The sequence below is a fragment of the Enterobacter sp. AC1 genome, assembly GCF_050434705.1.
Taxonomy (GTDB): Bacteria; Pseudomonadota; Gammaproteobacteria; order Enterobacterales; family Enterobacteriaceae; genus Enterobacter; species Enterobacter cloacae_L.
Map to the genome: position 1 here is coordinate 187,222 of NZ_JBNDIZ010000001.1, position 18,654 is coordinate 205,875.

General features: G+C 60.1%; 14 protein-coding genes. 10 read left to right on the top strand and 4 right to left on the bottom strand.

Annotation, left to right across the window (positions count from 1 at the left end; translation table 11 throughout):
* Positions 1-9: 9 nt before the first annotated feature.
* Positions 10-864 carry a 3-deoxy-8-phosphooctulonate synthase gene (gene kdsA / locus M2433_RS00895; RefSeq protein ID WP_047348218.1) on the top strand — a complete coding sequence of 285 codons (855 nt, stop codon included), beginning with the start codon at positions 10-12 and terminating at the stop codon, positions 862-864.
* A gap of 93 nt (positions 865-957) precedes the next feature.
* Here kdsA and chaA read toward each other — a convergent pair whose 3' ends face one another.
* Positions 958-2,058 (bottom strand): sodium-potassium/proton antiporter ChaA, encoded by a 1,101-nt coding sequence (gene chaA / locus M2433_RS00900; protein ID WP_047348219.1) that lies wholly within the window; start codon positions 2,056-2,058, stop codon positions 958-960.
* 270 nt (positions 2,059-2,328) lie between these two features.
* On the opposite strand from chaA, the gene chaB reads away from it, so the two are divergent.
* Complete coding sequence (gene chaB / locus M2433_RS00905) at positions 2,329-2,559, top strand: putative cation transport regulator ChaB (RefSeq protein ID WP_008499518.1); 231 nt, start codon at positions 2,329-2,331, stop codon at positions 2,557-2,559.
* A gap of 177 nt (positions 2,560-2,736) precedes the next feature.
* On the top strand, positions 2,737-3,432 hold the full coding sequence (locus M2433_RS00910; protein WP_429052252.1) for a gamma-glutamylcyclotransferase: 696 nt from the start codon (positions 2,737-2,739) through the stop codon (positions 3,430-3,432).
* A 30-nt stretch (positions 3,433-3,462) separates the two neighbouring features.
* On the opposite strand, the gene M2433_RS00915 is transcribed toward M2433_RS00910, so the two are convergent.
* The 3 genes from M2433_RS00915 to M2433_RS00925 form a co-directional block, all read right to left on the bottom strand.
* Positions 3,463-3,702 carry a DUF1883 domain-containing protein gene (locus M2433_RS00915; RefSeq protein WP_010432930.1) on the bottom strand — a complete coding sequence of 80 codons (240 nt, stop codon included), beginning with the start codon at positions 3,700-3,702 and terminating at the stop codon, positions 3,463-3,465.
* Between the two features lie 211 nt (positions 3,703-3,913).
* Positions 3,914-5,698, bottom strand: coding sequence for a methyl-accepting chemotaxis protein (locus tag M2433_RS00920; protein WP_429052255.1), 1,785 nt, complete (start codon positions 5,696-5,698; stop codon positions 3,914-3,916).
* A 106-nt stretch (positions 5,699-5,804) separates the two neighbouring features.
* Entirely contained in the window at positions 5,805-6,158 is a 354-nt protein-coding gene (locus M2433_RS00925) for a DsrE/DsrF/TusD sulfur relay family protein (protein ID WP_429052258.1), read from the bottom strand.
* Between the two features lie 72 nt (positions 6,159-6,230).
* Here M2433_RS00925 and nasR point away from each other — a divergent pair, with 72 nt between their 5' ends.
* From nasR to M2433_RS00960, 7 genes are all read left to right on the top strand, one after another.
* Positions 6,231-7,415, top strand: a complete 1,185-nt coding sequence (gene nasR, locus M2433_RS00930) for a nitrate regulatory protein NasR (protein ID WP_429052261.1) — start codon at positions 6,231-6,233, stop codon at positions 7,413-7,415.
* Between the two features lie 228 nt (positions 7,416-7,643).
* The gene (locus M2433_RS00935; RefSeq protein ID WP_063956668.1) at positions 7,644-8,891 is read left to right on the top strand and encodes a CmpA/NrtA family ABC transporter substrate-binding protein; all 1,248 of its coding nucleotides are present in this window, start codon (positions 7,644-7,646) and stop codon (positions 8,889-8,891) included.
* Positions 8,892-8,893: 2 nt separating this feature from the next.
* Complete coding sequence (gene ntrB / locus M2433_RS00940; RefSeq protein ID WP_429052265.1) at positions 8,894-9,772, top strand: nitrate ABC transporter permease; 879 nt, start codon at positions 8,894-8,896, stop codon at positions 9,770-9,772.
* Between the two features lie 9 nt (positions 9,773-9,781).
* A complete protein-coding gene (locus M2433_RS00945) occupies positions 9,782-10,570 on the top strand; it encodes an ABC transporter ATP-binding protein (protein WP_429052268.1) in 789 nt (262 codons plus the stop codon).
* A gap of 10 nt (positions 10,571-10,580) precedes the next feature.
* Positions 10,581-14,570, top strand: coding sequence for a nitrite reductase large subunit NirB (gene nirB, locus M2433_RS00950; RefSeq protein WP_429052270.1), 3,990 nt, complete (start codon positions 10,581-10,583; stop codon positions 14,568-14,570).
* Positions 14,567-17,044, top strand: a complete 2,478-nt coding sequence (locus M2433_RS00955) for a molybdopterin-dependent oxidoreductase (protein WP_429052273.1) — start codon at positions 14,567-14,569, stop codon at positions 17,042-17,044. Before nirB ends, M2433_RS00955 begins: the two co-directional genes overlap by 4 nt.
* A 202-nt stretch (positions 17,045-17,246) precedes the next feature.
* Positions 17,247-18,653, top strand: coding sequence for a YchO/YchP family invasin (locus M2433_RS00960; RefSeq protein ID WP_429052276.1), 1,407 nt, complete (start codon positions 17,247-17,249; stop codon positions 18,651-18,653).
* Position 18,654 lies beyond the last annotated feature (1 nt).

Sequence of the window (18,654 nt, forward strand, 5' to 3'; positions counted from 1 at the left end):
GGCGATCCTATGAAACAAAAAGTGGTTAGCATTGGTGATATCAACGTGGCAAACGACCTGCCGTTCGTGCTGTTTGGCGGTATGAACGTGCTGGAATCCCGCGATCTCGCTATGCGCATCTGCGAACACTACGTGACCGTGACCCAGAAGCTGGGCATCCCGTACGTGTTTAAAGCCTCTTTTGACAAAGCCAACCGCTCCTCCATTCACTCTTACCGTGGCCCGGGCCTGGAAGAGGGGATGAAAATTTTCCAGGAGCTGAAACAGACGTTTGGCGTGAAAGTGATCACCGACGTGCATGAAGCCTCTCAGGCGCAGCCTGTGGCTGACGTGGTGGACGTGATCCAGCTCCCGGCGTTTCTGGCTCGCCAGACTGACCTGGTTGAAGCGATGGCGAAAACGGGCGCAGTGATCAACGTGAAAAAACCGCAGTTCGTGAGCCCTGGCCAGATGGGCAACATCGTCGATAAATTTATCGAAGGCGGCAACGACAAAGTTATCCTGTGCGACCGTGGTGCTAACTTCGGTTACGACAACCTGGTTGTGGATATGCTGGGCTTCAGCGTGATGAAGAACGTCTCTAACCAGTCTCCGGTTATTTTCGACGTGACCCACGCGCTGCAGTGCCGCGACCCGTTTGGCGCTGCGTCTGGCGGCCGTCGTGCGCAGGTAACCGAACTGGCGCGCGCTGGTATGGCAACTGGCCTGGCTGGTCTGTTCATTGAAGCGCACCCGGATCCTGACAACGCGAAATGCGACGGCCCGTCCGCGCTGCCGCTGGCTAAGCTGGAGCCGTTCCTGAAACAGATCAAAGCGATTGACGATCTGGTGAAAAGCTTCGACGAGCTGGATACCAGCAAATAATAAAAAACCCGCTTCGGCGGGTTTTTTTATGTTTTCACCCTCTCCCTGTGGGAGAGGGGTGGGGTGAGGGCATCAGGCCGCACCGGAACCATCTTATGCAAATATCGTCATCAGATACGCAATAAACAACGCCATATGCGCCGCCCCGTTCAGCACGTTAGTACGCCCGGTGGAGAACGAAATCTGACACAGCAGTAACGATGCCACCATCACAATCATCTCCGGCGCGCCCAGCGCAAACTGCAGTTCGTTGCCGGTCATAAAGGCAATCAGCGTCACCACCGGTACGGTGAGTGAAATGGTCGCCAGTACCGAGCCGAAAAAGAGATTCATTGCGCGCTGAACCTGATTGTTCAATACGGCCTTCAGCGCGCCCAGCCCTTCAGGGGACAGAATCAGTAGCGCCACCAGGAAGCCGGTAAACGCCACCGGCGCGTTCAGCTCGGTTAACAGTGTCTCCAGCGGGTTGGCATTCATCTTGGTCACGGCAATCACCGCAATCAGATGTACGATCAGCCAAACCGTATGCCACGCGCTGCTGTGGGCCGACGGCTTACCGTGGTGTGGGTCATCGTCGTCACCGTCGTCCTCATGCTCGTACACAAACAGGCTCTGGTGCGTTTTCGTCTGTATCAGCAGGAATACGCCGTACATGGCGGCGGAAATGAGCGCGACCAGCAGCGCCTGGCCGGTAGAAAAGTTTGCGCCCGGCAGCGCCATCGGGAAGACCAGCACAATAATCGCCAGCGGGAAGAGGGCAATCAGATACTGTTTAATGCCGAACAGGTTCATGTACTGGGTTGCAAATTTGCGTCCGCCCAGTAACAGAGAGAAGCCCACCAGGCCGCCCGTCACAATCATAATGATTGAGTAGAGCGTGTCGCGCATCAGCGTCGGCGCGGCGTCACCGGTCGCCATAAGCGCGGAAATCAGGCTGACTTCGAGAATAACAACGGAAAGGCTGAGAATTAACGATCCGTACGGCTCGCCCAGACGGTGGGCCAGTACGTCCGCATGGCGAACGACGCTAAATGCGCTGGTTAAAATACCGACCAGAGCCAGAATATTGATACCAACCACCACTGGCAGTGACTGACTGCTTCCCCAGAAGAGCAGCACAGCCAGTGCCAGAACCGGGAAAATGAGTGACGACTCCTTGTGGCGGGTCTTTACCGCCTCGTGTGTTGCTGTCATGTGCTTCTCCATCAATGCAGGTGCTTGTAATTATAGATACATTTTTGAGGCCATTAAATTAACAGATCTCTGTTAAATACCCTTTATTTTTTACTTAATTTTACCCTTTTTCATAATTTCACTGTTTGATATCTATAATACGCCATCTTCATTTAATACCATTTAAATAACAGTGAGATAGGATTTATTACTATCCATAAATTGATGGCGGGTGGCACCCTGACGTATCGTCGTCCACACTTATCTCTTTAACAAAAAGAGAGGTTAGTGATGCCCTATAAAACGAAACGTGAATTACCGGATAACGTACAAAACGTGCTGCCCGCTCACGCGCAGGATATCTACAAAGAGGCGTTTAACAGCGCCTGGGATCAGTACAAAGATAAGGACGATCGCCGGGATGATGCCAGCCGTGAAGAGACGGCGCACAAAGTCGCCTGGGCCGCAGTAAAACATGAATATGAGAAAGGGGACGATGATAAATGGCATAAAAAGAAATAGCCGTGAAATTATTCGCTGCCTTCATTTTGACTTTTCAGGCGGTTGAACTTTCGTTGTATTGCAACTGGTCCGCTAATTGCTTATCGTTATTTAACTGCTGGCAAAATGACCAGCACTTAAGGCCGGGAAGGCGAATTACAGATGTCGCAAGGAAGCATGCAGTGGCGGAGGTGGAAAGTGTTAACGCGTGATTTCTTAATGAAGGCAGATTGTAAGACGGCATTTGGTGCTATTGAGGAATCGCTTCTCTGGTCAGCTGAACAACGTGCGGCGTCGCTCGCTGCTACGCTTGCCTGCCGCCCGGATGATGGCCCGGTATGGATTTTTGGCTACGGTTCGCTGATGTGGAACCCGGCTCTGGAATTTGTCGAATCGGCAACGGGGACTCTCCCTGGCTGGCATCGGGCATTTTGCCTGCGCCTGACGGCCGGGCGCGGCAGCGCGTGCCAGCCGGGGCGCATGCTTGCACTGAAAGAGGGCGGACGCACCACGGGCGTAGCGTATCGCCTCCCGGATGCCACGCTGGAAGAAGAGCTCACGCTGCTCTGGAAGCGTGAAATGATCACCGGCTGCTATATGCCGAGCTGGTGCAAGCTGGAACTGGACGACGGACGCACCGTCAATGCGCTGGTCTTTATTATGGACCCGCGCCACCCGCTGTATGAAGCGGACACCCGCACGCAGGTGATTGCCCCATTAATTGCCGCCGCCAGCGGGCCGCTGGGCACTAACGCGCAGTATCTCTTCTCGCTCGATCAGGAGCTGACCCGACTCGGCATGAAGGACGATTGTCTGAATGAGCTGGTGGTGAAGGTGAAGTCGCTGCTGGAAGGAAACCCGCTCAACGGCACGCTGCGACCGGGTTTTGCCTGATAATACGCCCGGCTCGCCGGGCGTTTGATTTTATGCGGCCACGTAACTGACGGAATGCTCCAGCGACTGGCTGTGGCTGTCGATCAGCACATCCCACGTGCCGGTATACGGCACGGTAAGCCAGGCCTTATCGTCCTGTACGGTCAGAATATCCGCCTGGGACTGTTTTTGCGCTTTCGAACTCATCAGATGAATACGACAGCGTTCTGAGCAACGCACCACTACCGTATCCCCGCCAAACAGTTTCAAACTTGTTTTTACCAGTGCCATTTTTTACCCCGTAGTCTTAAACAACGCTCTCCCTGCTGCCATATCCGAGCGTGATGTTGTTCACAATTCACTCATGGCATAACACCAAAGGGGGAGGGACGGGATGCTGATTTTGATCAAAAAATGGCATAACGATTAAACAAAAATGACAAAATTCCTCAAAATTTCCGCTGGCGCGCGTTTTACCCGCTAAACGCGCGCCGGAAGAACATTAAATGCGGAAATGGCCGGCGGTTTCAGCAAGGTCGCCCGCCTGGCTCTGCAGGGCACCCGCGGCGGCGGCGGACTCCACTACCAGCTCGGCGTTCTGCTGCACCATGCGGTCGAGATGGGTCACCGCGTGGTTGATCTCATGAATGCCTTTCATCTGCTCGCTGGTGGCGATGGAGATTTCGCGCATGATGCCGGAGACGCTGCCGATGCTGGAGCGGATCTCATCCATGCTTTCCCCAGCCAGATGCACGTAGCGGGAGCCGGTAGCCACGCTGTCGGTGGTGGAATCAATCAGCGATTTGATCTCTTTCGCCGCCTGGGCGCTGCGGCTCGCCAGGTTGCGCACTTCGCCTGCCACCACGGCAAACCCGCGACCCTGCTCACCGGCACGGGCCGCTTCTACAGACGCGTTAAGCGCCAGGATGTTGGTCTGGAAAGCAATACCGTCAATCACGCTGGTGATATCGCCAATTTTTGCCGACGCAACTTCGATGGACTGCATGGTGCTGATCGCCTGCGATACCACCTCGCCGCCGCGCGCCGCGGCCGCGGCGGCCTTGCCTGCCTGGTCGTTCGCTTCGGCTGCCGATTCATTGGACTGCGTTACGGAGGCGGTGATCTGCTCTACGGCGCTGGCCGTCTCGCGCAGGCTGGACGCCGCCTGTTCTGTACGTCCTGAGAGGTCCTGGTTACCTGCAGCAATCTCCTGCGCGGCATTTTTCACCGATTCACTGGCATCGCGAAGCTGGACCATCACCACCGAGAGCTTGTCGCTGAAGGCGTTAAAGGCCTGAGCAATCTGCGCGACTTCGTCCTCGCCGCTGTCCGGAAGGCGCTGCGACAGATCGTTGGTCCCGTTGGCAATGTTGTGCATCGCGTCGCGAATATCAGACAGACGCTTCAGCAGACGGGCAATCAGGAAATGGACGATGGCCGCGCTCAGCAGCGCCAGGATCACCAGCGAAATCGCCGACGCTTTAAGCAGGGAATGCATGCCGGAGGTGGCGTCGCCGCTGTCGAGGGCGACGACCAGCAGCCAGTTCGTGCCCGGCACGGCCGTCGCCACGAAGGTTTTCTCGACGTCGTTCAGCGTTCCGTCAACCGGATTACCGCTTTTCAGCGCAGCAAAATCGATGCCTTTGATCGTCTCAGCAAACGGTTTAAGCGTCAGGGCCGGATCGTTAGCCGCAATAACGCTGCCGTCGCTGTTCAGAAGCAACCCGCTGCTCGCCGGGGTAGGATGGATCCCGCGTACGTTAGCCACCACGCTGTCCATGGCCACATCGCCCGCTACAACCGCTTTCAGGGTGCCGTTATCTTTCACCGGCACGGCGAAGGTCACCACCAGTTTGCCGGTACCGGCGTCAACGTAGGGCGCCGTGACGACCGGGCCGTCCGTGCTGACCACCTGCTGATACCAGGGGCGAATGGTCGGGTCATAATCCGCCGGGACGCCCGCAGGCTCGGAGAATTTTGCCGTTTTGCTGGCGTAGCCTGCATAGACGTTGGTGAATCCACCCGCCTGCGCGAGCTGTTTAAACGCCGGAACCGGGTCGTCACTGAGCGCAACGCTCTGCGCGGAGGCGATGACCGTCATCTTGCTTTTTACCCAGTCGGCAATCGCCGTGCTATGGCTCGCGCTGGTGCTGGTCAGGATATCGCGCTGGGACTGCTGGTTATCCTGGCGCGTGACCTGGAAGTTGATAACGGTATTGAGGAGAAGGGCGACGACCAGACAGCCTGCCGTCGCGACGATGATGCGTGCACGAATGGATCTGAACATAAGTGAAATACCTGCTGTGTTGTTTCCATGCCTATCGGCAGCCGCGCAGGTAAACTTGATGCTGAAACCGCGTCCATAAGAAAATAATATTTTTACGTGTTTATTATTAAAAAGTTAATACTTTATCGGCGGACAGCGTCCACTCGGCCAGCTCAACCAGCGTACCAATTTCGACACCCTCAATCAGCGGCAGTCCGGAAACGCCGCGTCCGTCGGTGCAGGTCTTGCACAGCTTCACCGGCACGTTTTGCGCGATCAGGATCTCCAGCATCTGCTGGATGTTATAGCCCTCTGCCGGCTTCTGGCCCTTCAGCCCGGCGGTCACCGCGTCCGACATCAAAAAGAGCCGTAACGCCAGGTCGCTCTCTTTTTCACGCAGCGCAATGGCCAGACGCAGGCTGTTAAAAAGGGATTCGCTGCCGTAGGCCGCACCGTTGGCGATAATCACAATCTTTTGCATGTTGACTCCTGTTCTTATAAAGGCACGAATATTGCTTAACTTTCCCGAGTTTCGCTGTTCTGGAGAGTAAGCATGACATTAATGGCTGGCATTTCGCCAGGGGCTGCCGAATGGCTCCAGCGCGCAAAGGTGATGCGCCGGGAGCAGCTCAGCAAGCTGGCACAGCTGGGCGTGCTTGTGCATGGCATTAGCCAGCTGGCGCACATGTTACAGTGCGAGCGCGGGGCGTCCAACGTCTGGCTCTGCTCACAGGGTAAGCTTTATGCCCCTGAATGCAAGGCCAGCCGGGCGCTGGTGGATGAAAACCTCGCTGCACTTTACGGTACGCTTGAAGCACAGTCTCCTATCCCGGGAAGTTCCGTCTGCGAACGCATCGGCGGCGCGCTGCTAAGCCTGGAGATGCTCCCCGCGCTGCGTGACGGTGTGATTAAGCGAACGGTAACCGCACCGCAGGCGATGGAGCACTACTCCCGCATGCTTCGCCATCTGCTTAGTATCGTGCCGCAGCTCAATGACAGCATTGACGATCCGCAAATCGCCGGGCGTTTTGTTGCCCTTTATAGCCTGATGCAGGGAAAAGAGCTGGCGGGACAGGAGCGGGCGCTGGGGGCGATTGGCTTCACGCAGGGCTTTTTCGATGATGTGACCCGCCAGCGGCTGGTTGACCGCATCGACGGACAGCAGGCCTGTTTTGAGATCTTTCTCTCGCACAGCGCCGCCGACGTCCAGACCACCTTTTCCCTGAACTGCCAGCCCGATCGTGAAACGGAGCAGCTGCGGCGCGTGGCCTGCACCCGCCAGCCTGCCGCAGACGATGGCCATACCGCGCTGGCCTGGTTTGCCCTGCAAACCGCGCGCCTTGAGCATCTACGCGCGCTGGAGGAGACGATCATCGCCGATCTGATAGTCGCGGTGGACGAGCGTATTTACCGTGACGAGGCGTACGCGCCTCCTGCCGATGAGCAGGACGAGCCGCCCGTCCGCTATCCGGAAAAACCCTTACTCACCCTGGTGCGCCAGCAGGCGCGTGAGATAGAGCAGCTGTCGCGTCAGCTTGCGTCCTTGCGCGATACGCTTGAAGAGCGCAAAACCATTGATAAAGCGAAAAGCGCGCTGATGACTCATCAGAATATGAGTGAGGAACAGGCGTGGACGGCGCTGCGCAAAATGGCGATGGACAAGAACCAGCGGATGGTGGATATCGCCCGCGCGCTGCTGATGGTGAAGACTCTTTGGCAGGTAACCCCAAAGGAGTAGCTGCACGGTTAGCGGGCATTTTGTGCCTGATTGAGGTGCGAGAAGGCGGGAAAATGGCCGTTAGCGCCGCGAAAACAGCGTGTTAAAACCTGGCATTCACTTTGCATTATCTGATTAACCATTTTTGACGATGCGCCAACGGCGGTGCATTCGTCTTCGGGATAAAGGCGTCCAGCGGTGCTTCGGCACCGTCGGGCGCTTTTTTTTGGCTTTTTTTCGGGAGTGGTCATGGCGGATTTGTCGAGACGGCGGTTTTTGCAGGCCAGCATGCTGGCGAGTGGCGCAATGCTGTTGCCGGGTGTCATGCAGGCCGCGTGGGCGGCAGGCTCGGATAAACCGGAGCAGGAAACGGTACGCATCGGGTTTATCCCGCTGACCGACTGCGCGCCGGTGGTTATCGCGGCGCTGAAAGGGTTTGATAAAAAATATGGCATTACCATCGTGCCCACCAAAGAGGCGAGCTGGGCGGCGGTGCGCGACAAGCTGGTGGCGGGCGAGCTGGATGCCGCGCACATTCTCTACGGTCTGCTGTACGGGCTGGAGCTGGGTATTGCCGGTAAGCCGCAGCAGATGGCGAACCTGATGACCCTTAACCAGAACGGCCAGGCGATTACCCTCTCAGGCGATCTGGCGGAGAAGGGCGTTCGCGACCTCGACGGCCTGAAAAAACTGATTGGACAGCAGGCGCCCGGCACCTACACCTTCGCGCACACCTTCCCGACGGGGACACACGCCATGTGGCTTTACTACTGGCTGGCCAGTGCGGGCATTAACCCGTTCGACGATGTCCGCACCGTGGTGGTACCGCCGCCGCAGATGGTGATGAACATGCGCATCGGCAACATGGTCGGCTTTTGCGTCGGCGAGCCGTGGAACGCGCGCGCCATCAACGACCGCATCGGCTTTACCGCCGCCACGTCGCAGTCCATCTGGGCCGACCATCCGGAAAAAATCCTCGGCACGCGTCGCGAGTGGGTGGAGAAAAACCCGCACACCGCGCGGGCGCTGGTCAGCGCGGTGCTGGAGGCGGCGCGCTGGATTGATGCTTCCCCGGAAAACAAACGCGAGACCGCGCAGATTCTCTCCCGCCGGGCGTGGCTGAATACCAAAGAGCAGTACCTCACCGGGCGGATGCTGGGCGAGTACGACAACGGCCTGGGCACGCGCTGGCAGGACGCCCACCCGATCCGCTTCTTTAACGAAGGGGCCGTCAGCTATCCGTATCTTTCCGACGGCATGTGGTTCTTAACCCAGTTCCGCCGCTGGGGTTTGCTTAAATCCGCTCCGGACTATGCGGGCATTGCACAGCGCATTAACCAGACCGCGGTCTGGCAGGATGCCGCCGCGGCGGTAGGAAGCATTACCTCACCGGCGTCACCGCTGCGCAGCAGCACACTGATGGACGGCACCGTCTGGAACGGTACCGACCCGGAAGAATACGCCAACCGTTTCGCCATTCATCGTAAAGGGGCCTGATTATGCAGCAACTGCAAAAGACGACATCACACGAGACGCCGGAGAGTGGGGAGGTGATTATTCTGCCTCCGGTGCAGATTCGCCGCCGTACGCCGACGTTCGCGCGCCGGATTAACGGCATCCTTCAGCGCATCATCCCGGCGTTTCTGGGGCTGGGGCTGCTGGTGGTGCTCTGGCAGCTGGCCGCGATCAACAGCAAAGGATTCCCGACGCCGCTCAGCACCCTGGATTCGGCACTCACGCTGTTCGCCGATCCGTTTTACCGTGACGGACCCAACGACATGGGCATCGGCTGGAACGTGCTCGCCTCGCTGCAGCGCGTGGCGGTGGGTTTTGGTCTGGCCGCGCTCGCCGGGATCCCGCTAGGCTTCCTGATTGGCCGCTTCACCTTTTTCTCGCGCATGTTCAGCCCGCTCATCGCGCTGTTGCGCCCGGTCAGCCCGCTGGCCTGGCTGCCTATCGGCCTGCTGCTGTTCCAGAAAGCGGAACCGGCCTCCAGCTGGACCATTTTTATCTGCTCAATCTGGCCGATGGTGATCAACACCGCCGAAGGGGTGCGCCGCATCCCGCAGGACTACCTCAACGTCGCCCGCGTGCTGCAGCTCTCCGAGTGGACCATCATGCGCCGCATTCTCTTTCCCGCGGTGCTGCCGGCGGTGCTGACCGGGGTGCGCCTGTCCATCGGCATTGCCTGGCTGGTGATTGTCGCCGCCGAGATGCTGACCGGAGGCTTAGGGATTGGCTTCTGGATCTGGAACGAGTGGAACAACCTTAACGTCGAAAACATTCTCATCGCCATCGTCATCATTGGCGTGGTCGGGTTACTGCTGGAGCAGGGGCTGATGCTTATCGCCCGCAGCTTTAGCTGGCAGGAAAAATAAGGAGCGAAGATGAAACCGATAATTCAGGTCCAGGCCGTGAGCCAGCGTTTTTCCACCGCCAGCGGCGAGTTTCTGGCGCTGCAGAACGTCTCTTTTGATATTCACGAAGGCGAAACCGTGAGCCTGATTGGCCACTCCGGCTGCGGCAAATCGACGCTGCTGAACCTTATCGCCGGCATTACCCTGCCGACGGAAGGCGGGCTGATTTGCGACAACCGTGAAATTGCTGGGCCAGGGCCGGAGCGTGCCGTGGTCTTTCAGAACCATTCGCTGCTGCCGTGGCTTACCTGCTTCGACAACGTTGCCCTGGCGGTGAATCACGTGTTTCGCCACACCATGAGCAAGGCGGAACGCCGGGAGTGGATTGAACACAATCTCGATCGCGTGCAGATGGGGCACGCCATGCTTAAGCGCCCGGGGGAGATCTCCGGCGGCATGAAACAGCGGGTCGGGATTGCCCGCGCGCTGGCGATGAAGCCGAAAGTGCTGCTGATGGACGAGCCGTTCGGCGCGCTGGACGCGCTGACCCGCGCCCATCTGCAGGACTCGGTGATGCAGATCCAGCAGGCGCTCAACACCACCATTGTGCTTATCACCCACGACGTGGACGAGGCGGTGCTGCTCTCCGATCGCGTGCTGATGATGACCAACGGCCCGGCGGCGACCGTCGGGGAGATCCTGAACGTTGACCTGCCGCGCCCGCGTAACCGGGTGCAGCTGGCGGACGACAGCCGCTATCACCATCTGCGTCAGCAGATCCTGCATTTCCTCTATGAAAAACAGCCCAAAGCGGCGTAACGAGGCAGCCATGACGCGACTGATCGTTATCGGCAATGGGATGGCAGCAGCGCGGCTGATTGCCTCGTTGACGGAGCGTGCTCCCGGTCGCTTCGCGATTACCGTGCTGGGCGACGAGCCTGAACACGCATACAACCGCATCCTGCTCTCTCCGGTGCTGGCCGGGGAAAAACAGGCGGAGCAGATCCGCCTGCAGGATGACGCCTGGTATGAGGCCCGGGGGGTGACGGTGCGAAGGGGAGAAAAGGTGCTAGCGGTAGATGTGGCGAAGCGACAGGTCCGTACTGCACACACCACGCTGGCCTGGGATGAGCTGGTGTTTGCCACCGGTTCCACGCCGTTTGTGCCCCCCATCCCCGGCGGCGACGCGTCTCATGTGTTTACCTTTCGTCGGCTGGCGGATATCGACGCGATTCAGACCCTCTCCGGCCCGGCGGTGGTGCTGGGCGGCGGCGTGCTCGGCGTTGAGGCTGCGGCGGCGCTTGCAAGCAGTTGTGACAACGTCACGCTGGTGCATCGCGGGGCGTGGCTGATGGAACAACAGCTGGATCGGAAGGCTGGCTTCCTGCTCGAGGAGGCGCTGGCGGAGCGCGGGGTGCGCTGCGCGCTGTCGTCCGGGATTGCGTCCATCGCGGCGGATTCGGTGACGTTATCTGACGGTAAGCGAATGAGCGCCGCACGGGTGGTGTTGACAACGGGGGTACTGCCCAACATCTCACTGGCAAAAGCCAGCGGCGTCCGCTGCGCCCGCGGCATTGTGGTTAACGCGCAGATGCAGACCTCCGCGGCGAACGTCAGCGCTATTGGTGAATGCTGCGAGATCGACGGCCAGACCTTTGGCCTGGTTGCGCCCTGTCTGGCGCAGGCGGATATCCTCGCCGCCCGGCTGGCCGGTGCAGGTGGAGCATCTTTTGCCCCAGCGGACAGCGGGATGCGGCTCAAGGTGACGGGAATCGAACTGTTCACCGCCGGTCGCGTCGCGGAGCAGGCGGACGACGTGGTCTGGAGCGCATGGGATCCGCTGACCCGCCACTACCGACGTTTATTGATTCATCGCGGCGCGCTGGCTGGCGTGCTGCTGATGGGCGACTGCCACAGCGCGGCGACATTTACCGATTTACTGGCAACGGCTGCGCCCGCCCACGCGGACTGGCTGTTCGATCGTTTCACTACGCAACCGCAGGTTGCAGGACAGAACGCTATGACAAAACCTACTCTGGTGGTGGTTGGGCACGGTATGGTCGGCCATCATTTCCTCGAAGATTGCGTCAGCCGCAATTTGCATCAGCAGTATCAGATAGTCGTCTTTGGCGAGGAGCGCTATGCCGCCTACGACCGCGTGCATCTCTCCGAGTATTTTAGCGGCCGCAGCGCGGAGTCGCTCTCGCTGGTGGAGGGCGATTTCTTTGCCGACAACGGCATTGAGCTGCGCCTGTCGCAGCAGATCGTCGCTATCGATCGCGACGCGCGTGTGGTGCGCAGCGCCAGCGGGCATGAAACCCAATGGGACAAACTGGTGCTGGCGACCGGCTCATACCCGTTCGTCCCACCCGTACCGGGCAACGATCTGCCGGGCTGCTTTGTCTACCGCACCCTTGACGATCTGGACGCGATTGCGGCCCATGCGGCAGGCTCCCGCCGCGGCGTGGTGATTGGCGGTGGGTTGCTCGGGCTGGAAGCGGCTAACGCCCTGAAACAGCTGGGCCTGGAAACCCACGTGGTGGAGTTTGCCCCCAATCTGATGGCGGTCCAGCTCGACGGCGACGGCGCAGCGATGCTGCGCAAAAAAATCGAGGCGCTGGGCGTCGGCGTTCACACCCGTAAAGCGACGACGGAGATCGCCTCTGCGGATGGCGGGCTGGTGCTGCGCTTCGCCGACGGCGAACAGCTGGAAACGGACATGGTGGTCTTTTCTGCGGGCATTCGCCCCCAGGACGCGCTGGCGCGCAGCAGCGGGCTGGCTATCGGCGAGCGCGGTGGGGTCTGCATTGACGACGGCTGTCGTACCTCCGATCCGGACGTGCTTGCCATCGGCGAATGCGCGCTGTGGGAGGGGAAAATCTTCGGACTGGTCGCGCCCGGCTATCAGATGGCGCGGGTGGCCGCCGCCGCGCTGGCGGGTGAGGATAAAACCTTTACCGGCGCGGATATGAGCACCAAACTCAAGCTGCTGGGCGTGGACGTGGCCTCGTTTGGCGACGCGCACGGGCGCACGCCGGGGGCGCTGAGCTATCAGTGGACGCACGGTCCGCAGCAAATCTACAAGAAAATGGTGGTGAGCCACGACGGAAAAACGCTGCTTGGTGGCGTGCTGGTGGGCGATGCCAGCGAATACGCCACCCTGGTGCAGATGATGCTCAACGGGATAGCTCTGCCAAAAGAGCCGGAGACGCTGATTTTACCCGCGTCGTCCGGCAGCGCGCCAAAAGCGCTCGGCGTGGCGGCGCTGCCGGAAAGCGCGCAGATCTGCTCCTGTCATAATGTTAGCAAAGGCGATATCTGCCGGGCGGTGAGCGGCGGTGCGACGGAGATGGGGGCCATTAAACAGTGTACGAAAGCAGCCACCGGCTGCGGGGGCTGTAGCGCGCTGGTGAAGCAGGTGATGGAGTTCCAACTTGCCGCGCAGGGCGTGGAGGTGAAAAAGGATATCTGCGAGCACTTCCCGTACTCGCGCCAGGAGATTTACCACCTGGTGCGCGTTAACCATATCCGCACCTTCGACCAGCTGATTAGCCGCTACGGGCAGGGGCACGGATGTGAGATCTGCAAGCCGCTGGTGGGCTCGGTGCTGGCCTCGTGCTGGAATGAATACCTGCTGAAACCGTCACACCTGCCGCTGCAGGATACCAACGACCGCTATTTTGCCAATATCCAGAAGGACGGCACCTACTCCATCGTGCCGCGCATGCCCGCAGGGGAAGTGACCGCCGACGGGCTGATTGCCATCGGCCAGATTGCGAAACGCTACAGCCTTTACAGCAAAATCACCGGCGGCCAGCGTATCGACCTCTTCGGTGCCACCCTTGAGCAATTGCCGGAGATCTGGCAGGCGCTGGTGGAGGCCGGGTTTGAAACCGGGCATGCCTACGGGAAATCCCTGCGCACGGTGAAATCCTGCGTAGGGTCGACGTGGTGTCGCTACGGGGTGCAGGACTCCACCGGCCTCGCGGTCAGGCTGGAGCACCGCTACAAGGGCCTGCGCGCCCCGCACAAAATCAAAATGGCCGTCTCGGGCTGTACCCGCGAATGCGCCGAGGCGCAGAGTAAAGACGTTGGGGTCATCGCCACGGACAAAGGCTGGAACCTCTATCTGTGCGGCAACGGCGGCATGAAGCCGCGCCATGCGGATCTCTTCGCCAGCGATCTGGACGACGAAACGCTGATCCGCACCGTAGACCGTTTCCTGATGTTCTACATCCGCACGGCAGATCGCCTGCAGCGCACCAGTACCTGGATGGATAATCTGGAAGGCGGTCTCGACTATCTGCGGGAGGTGATCCTTAACGACAGCCTGGGCATCGCCCACGAGCTGGAGCAGGAGATGGCCCGGGTGGTGGAAACCTACCAGTGCGAATGGCAGACCACGCTTAACGATCCGAACCGTCTGGCGTTGTTCCGCACCGCTGTGAATGACGCCGCAGTGGATCGCAACGCGCGCTGGCAGGAAATTTGCGGCATCGACGACATTCCGGAGCAGGCGGGCATTGGCGCGCGGCTTGGGCGTAAGCCGATTGCGCTGTTCCGCTTTGGCGAGTTCGTTTACGCCCTCGACGATCGGGAGCCGGGCAGCAGCGCGAACGTGCTTTCCCGCGGCATTCTTGGCGATGCGGCGGGGGAGCCGGTGGTGATCTCTCCGCTGTATAAACAGCGCATTCGCCTGCGCGACGGCTGTCAGGTGGAGAGCGGCAAACCCGCGGTGCGCGCCTGGCCGGTCAAAATTGAAGACGGCAAGGTGTGGGTCGGAAACGACGCCCTGGTGATGCGTGCGGAGGCCTCATGACGGAAACCCGGACAACGTGCCCCTACTGCGGGGTGGGCTGCGGCGTGGTCGCGCGCGTGGAAGGCGAAACGGTCACCGTTCGGGGGGATGAAGCCCATCCCGCGAATGCGGGACGGCTGTGCGTGAAAGGGGCAGCCCTGGGGGAAACGACGGGCCTGCAGGGACGATTGCTGCACCCGGTGGTTGACGGCGTTGAGGTAGGCTGGGTGCAGGCGCTGGGGGCGGCAGGCGAACGGCTGCGGGACATCATCGACGCTTATGGGCCGCAGGCGGTGGCGTTTTACGCGTCCGGGCAGTTGCTTACCGAGGACTACTACGCCGCCAATAAGCTGATGAAAGGGTTTATCGGCGCGGCGAACATTGATACTAACTCCCGGCTGTGCATGTCGTCGGCGGTTGTCGGCTATAAACGCGCCTTCGGTGAAGACGTCGTGCCGTGCAGCTACGAGGATGTGGAAAGCAGTGATCTGGTGGTGCTGGCTGGCTCAAACGCGGCCTGGACGCATCCGGTGCTGTATCAGCGGCTGGTGCAGGCAAAGCACAACAACCCGGAAATGAAGGTGGTGGTCATCGACCCGCGCAGAACCGCCACCTGTGACATTGCCGACCTGCATCTGGCGCTCGCGCCCGGCAGCGACGCCGGGCTGTTTGTCGGTCTGCTTAACGTGATTCAGGGAGCGGACGCGTGGCCGATATCCCGCGTGGCGGCGTTTTGCGGCCTCTCGCCGCAGGATATTGGCACGTTTTACGACTGGTTTATGACGGCGCCCCGGGCCGTCACGCTCTATACCATGGGGATTAACCAGTCCTCCAGCGGCAGCGACAAATGCAGCGCCATCATTAACGTTCACCTTGCCAGCGGGAAATTTAACCGTCCGGGCTGCGGCCCGTTTTCGCTGACCGGACAGCCTAACGCGATGGGCGGAAGGGAAGTGGGCGGGCTGGCAAATCAGCTGGCGGCGCACATGAGCTTTGAGCCTGAGGATCTCTCGCGGGTGGCGCGTTTCTGGGGAACGGAACGGCTTGCGCAAACCCCTGGACTGATGGCGGTGGAGCTGTTTGACGCCATTGCCCGCGGCGAGGTGAAGGCGGTGTGGATCATGGGCACCAACCCTGCCGTCTCGCTGCCGGACAGCCACGCGGTGTGTCAGGCGCTGGCAGGCTGCCCGCTGGTGATTGTCTCTGAGGTGATGAACGATACCGACACCGGTCGGTTTGCCCATATTCGCCTTCCGGCGCTGGGCTGGGGAGAAAAGGACGGCACGGTCACTAACTCGGAACGGCGCATTTCGCGCCAGCGCGCGTTTCTGCCCGCGCCGGGCGAGGCAAAGCCAGACTGGTGGATCGTCGCGCAGGTGGCAAAGCAGCTGGGCTACGGCGACGCGTTTGCCTGGCAACATCCGCACGAGATTTTTTGCGAGCATGCGGCGCTGACGGCCTTTGAAAATGACGGCGCGCGGGCGCTAAACCTTCATGGCCTGGCTGCGCTGACCCGTGAGGAGTGGCAGCGGCTTGAGCCTTATCAGTGGCCGACGGGGGAGTTTCCGCGTCGAAACATCGTCCCCGTTACCCCTCAGTCGCACGGCGCGACGGTCAACGCATTATATCCGCTGATCCTCAACTCCGGGCGCATCCGCGATCAGTGGCACACCATGACCCGGACGGGATACGTGGCCAGACTGATGCAGCATATCGCCGAACCGTTTGTTGAGGTTTGCCCCGCCGACGCCGATCGGTTTTCCCTGTGCGACGGCCAGCTGGCGCGCATCAGCTCGCCGCGCGGCGTCATGATGGTCAGAGTCCGCGTCAGCGGCGGACAGCGCGAAGGGGAGGTTTTTGCCCCGATGCACTGGAACGCCGGGTTTGCCCGCCAGGGAAAGGTGAATGCGCTCGTGGAAGGGCGCTGCGATCCGGTTTCGGGCCAGCCGGAGAGTAAACAAACCGCCGTCAGAATCATGCCCTGGCGGCCCGCCTGGCAGGGAGAACTCTACGCCCGCGAACGGCTGGAAATGCCCGCTTCGGTTTACTGGTGGCGCAAAGCGTCACGCCTGACGGTGGCGGGCGATAAACCGCTGCTGTCGTGGATAATGGATTACGCCAGCGGCCGGGGCTGGCAGCTGCAGATTGCTCAGACCGGTGAGCGCAGCAGCGTGCTGGCCTGGCATGAAGGCCAGCTGATGCTGGGTTTCTGGGAGGGCGCCGCGCTACCGGCGCTGGCGCATGCGGTAATAGAAGCCGCTTTTCAGTCGCCACTCTCAACGCCTGCTGCGCGCCATGCGCTGCTGAACGGGCAGGGCACCGGCAAGGCGGCGGACCCGGGGCGCATTGTCTGTAGCTGTTTCAGCGTCGGGGAAAACGCGATACGAGAGGCGATTGCCGGAGGGTGTGATTCCGTCACCGCGCTGGGGAAGACGCTGCGCTGTGGTACGAACTGTGGCTCCTGCGTGCCGGAGCTGAAAGGGCTGTTTGGATAGCGGTGTAAGGGTGTCAGATGGCGGCTGCGCCTTTCCTGACCTACAAATTCGTGCCGCCCCGTAGGTCGGGTAAGGCGCAGCCGCCGCCCGACAATAATGTTCAGGATAATCCTGGATTTTCCGTTAAGCCTGCATTTCACTGCTTATCGCGTTAACATAAAAAGAATTGCCTTATGAACACAGGTTCTTATTTACGACGTTGATGGCTGTATCGTCCCGCATTCATTTGCTGTTTTTACTCTCCCTTTTTACGGCCGGAGCCGTTCACGGTGCGCCGAATTCCTTTATGCATCAGGCGCAGAATCCCTTTGATAATAATGGGGATAGTTTGCCCGACCTCGGCATGGCGGCGCCAACGGGCGAGGGGGAGAAGCACCTGGCCGAAATGGCCAAAGCGTTTGGTGAAGCCAGCATGACCGACAACGGCCTCACCACCGGCGAGCAGGCGCGGCAGTTCGCGTTTGGTCAGGTACGAGACGCGGTGAGCGGCGAAGTGAACCAGCAGATAGAGTCCTGGCTTTCGCCCTGGGGGAACGCCAGCGTCAATTTACTGGTGGATAACGACGGTAAATTTAACGGCAGCAGCGGGAGCTGGTTTATCCCCTGGAATGATACTAACCGCTACCTGAGCTGGAGCCAGCTTGGCCTGACGCAGCAGACGGATGGCCTGGTCAGCAATGCCGGAATAGGGCAGCGCTGGGTCGCCGGGAAATGGCTGCTGGGCTATAACACCTTTTACGATAACCTGCTGGACGAAAATCTACAGCGTGCCGGGCTGGGCGCTGAGGCGTGGGGGGAAAATCTGCGGCTGTCAGCGAACTATTATCAGCCCTTTGCCGGCTGGCGCGAGCGCTCCGACGTTCAGGAGCAGCGCATTGCGCGCGGGTACGACGTGACGGCCAACGCCTGGCTGCCGTGGTTCCATCACCTGAATACCAGCGTCAGCTTCGAACAATACTTTGGCGATAACGTCGACTTGTTCAACAGCGGAACCGGCTATCACAACCCGGTGGCCGTCAACCTGGGGCTCAACTATACCCCCGTTCCGCTGGTCACGCTGACCGCCGCGCACAAGCAGGGCGAGAGCGGCGAGAGCCAGAATAACCTCGGGCTGAAGCTCAACTACCGCTTTGGCGTGCCGCTGTCCAAGCAACTTTCGGCCAGTGAAGTCGCCGCCACGCGTTCCCTGCGCGGCAGCCGCTATGATTCGCCGGAGCGCAGTAGTCTGCCGGTGATGGAGTTCCGTCAGCGCAAAACGCTGTCCGTCTGGCTGGCAACGCCGCCGTGGGATCTGAAAGGGGGCGAGACGGTCATGCTGAAGCTGCAGGTTCGCAGCACGCACGGCATTCGCCAGATCCACTGGCAGGGTGATACCCAGGCGTTGAGCCTGACGTCGCCGGCCAAAAGCAGCAGCAGCGACGGCTGGAGCGTGATTATGCCTGCCTGGGATGGTAGCGAAGGGGCGACAAACCGCTGGCACCTGTCGGCGGTAGTGGAAGATGAGAAAGGCCAGCGCGTCTCGTCCAATGAGATCGTGCTGACCGTGGTACAGCCGCTGGTCGCATTACCTGACAACGACCCGCGCTGGAAGCTGCTGCCGGAGGAGTAGT

Excerpts from the sequence above, each read along its gene's own strand:
- M2433_RS00960 (WP_429052276.1), top strand. The coding sequence starts at position 17,247 with ATGGCTGTATCGTCCCGCATTCATTTGCTGTTTTTACTCTCCCTTTTT.
- M2433_RS00915 (WP_010432930.1), bottom strand. The coding sequence starts at position 3,702 with ATGGCACTGGTAAAAACAAGTTTGAAACTGTTTGGCGGGGATACGGTA.
- M2433_RS00945 (WP_429052268.1), top strand. The coding sequence starts at position 9,782 with ATGAAACCGATAATTCAGGTCCAGGCCGTGAGCCAGCGTTTTTCCACC.
- nirB (WP_429052270.1), top strand. The coding sequence starts at position 10,581 with ATGACGCGACTGATCGTTATCGGCAATGGGATGGCAGCAGCGCGGCTG.
- kdsA (WP_047348218.1), top strand. The coding sequence starts at position 10 with ATGAAACAAAAAGTGGTTAGCATTGGTGATATCAACGTGGCAAACGAC.
- chaB (WP_008499518.1), top strand. The coding sequence starts at position 2,329 with ATGCCCTATAAAACGAAACGTGAATTACCGGATAACGTACAAAACGTG.
- M2433_RS00955 (WP_429052273.1), top strand. The coding sequence starts at position 14,567 with ATGACGGAAACCCGGACAACGTGCCCCTACTGCGGGGTGGGCTGCGGC.
- M2433_RS00925 (WP_429052258.1), bottom strand. The coding sequence starts at position 6,158 with ATGCAAAAGATTGTGATTATCGCCAACGGTGCGGCCTACGGCAGCGAA.
- M2433_RS00935 (WP_063956668.1), top strand. The coding sequence starts at position 7,644 with ATGGCGGATTTGTCGAGACGGCGGTTTTTGCAGGCCAGCATGCTGGCG.
- M2433_RS00920 (WP_429052255.1), bottom strand. The coding sequence starts at position 5,698 with ATGTTCAGATCCATTCGTGCACGCATCATCGTCGCGACGGCAGGCTGT.
- nasR (WP_429052261.1), top strand. The coding sequence starts at position 6,231 with ATGACATTAATGGCTGGCATTTCGCCAGGGGCTGCCGAATGGCTCCAG.
- chaA (WP_047348219.1), bottom strand. The coding sequence starts at position 2,058 with ATGACAGCAACACACGAGGCGGTAAAGACCCGCCACAAGGAGTCGTCA.
- ntrB (WP_429052265.1), top strand. The coding sequence starts at position 8,894 with ATGCAGCAACTGCAAAAGACGACATCACACGAGACGCCGGAGAGTGGG.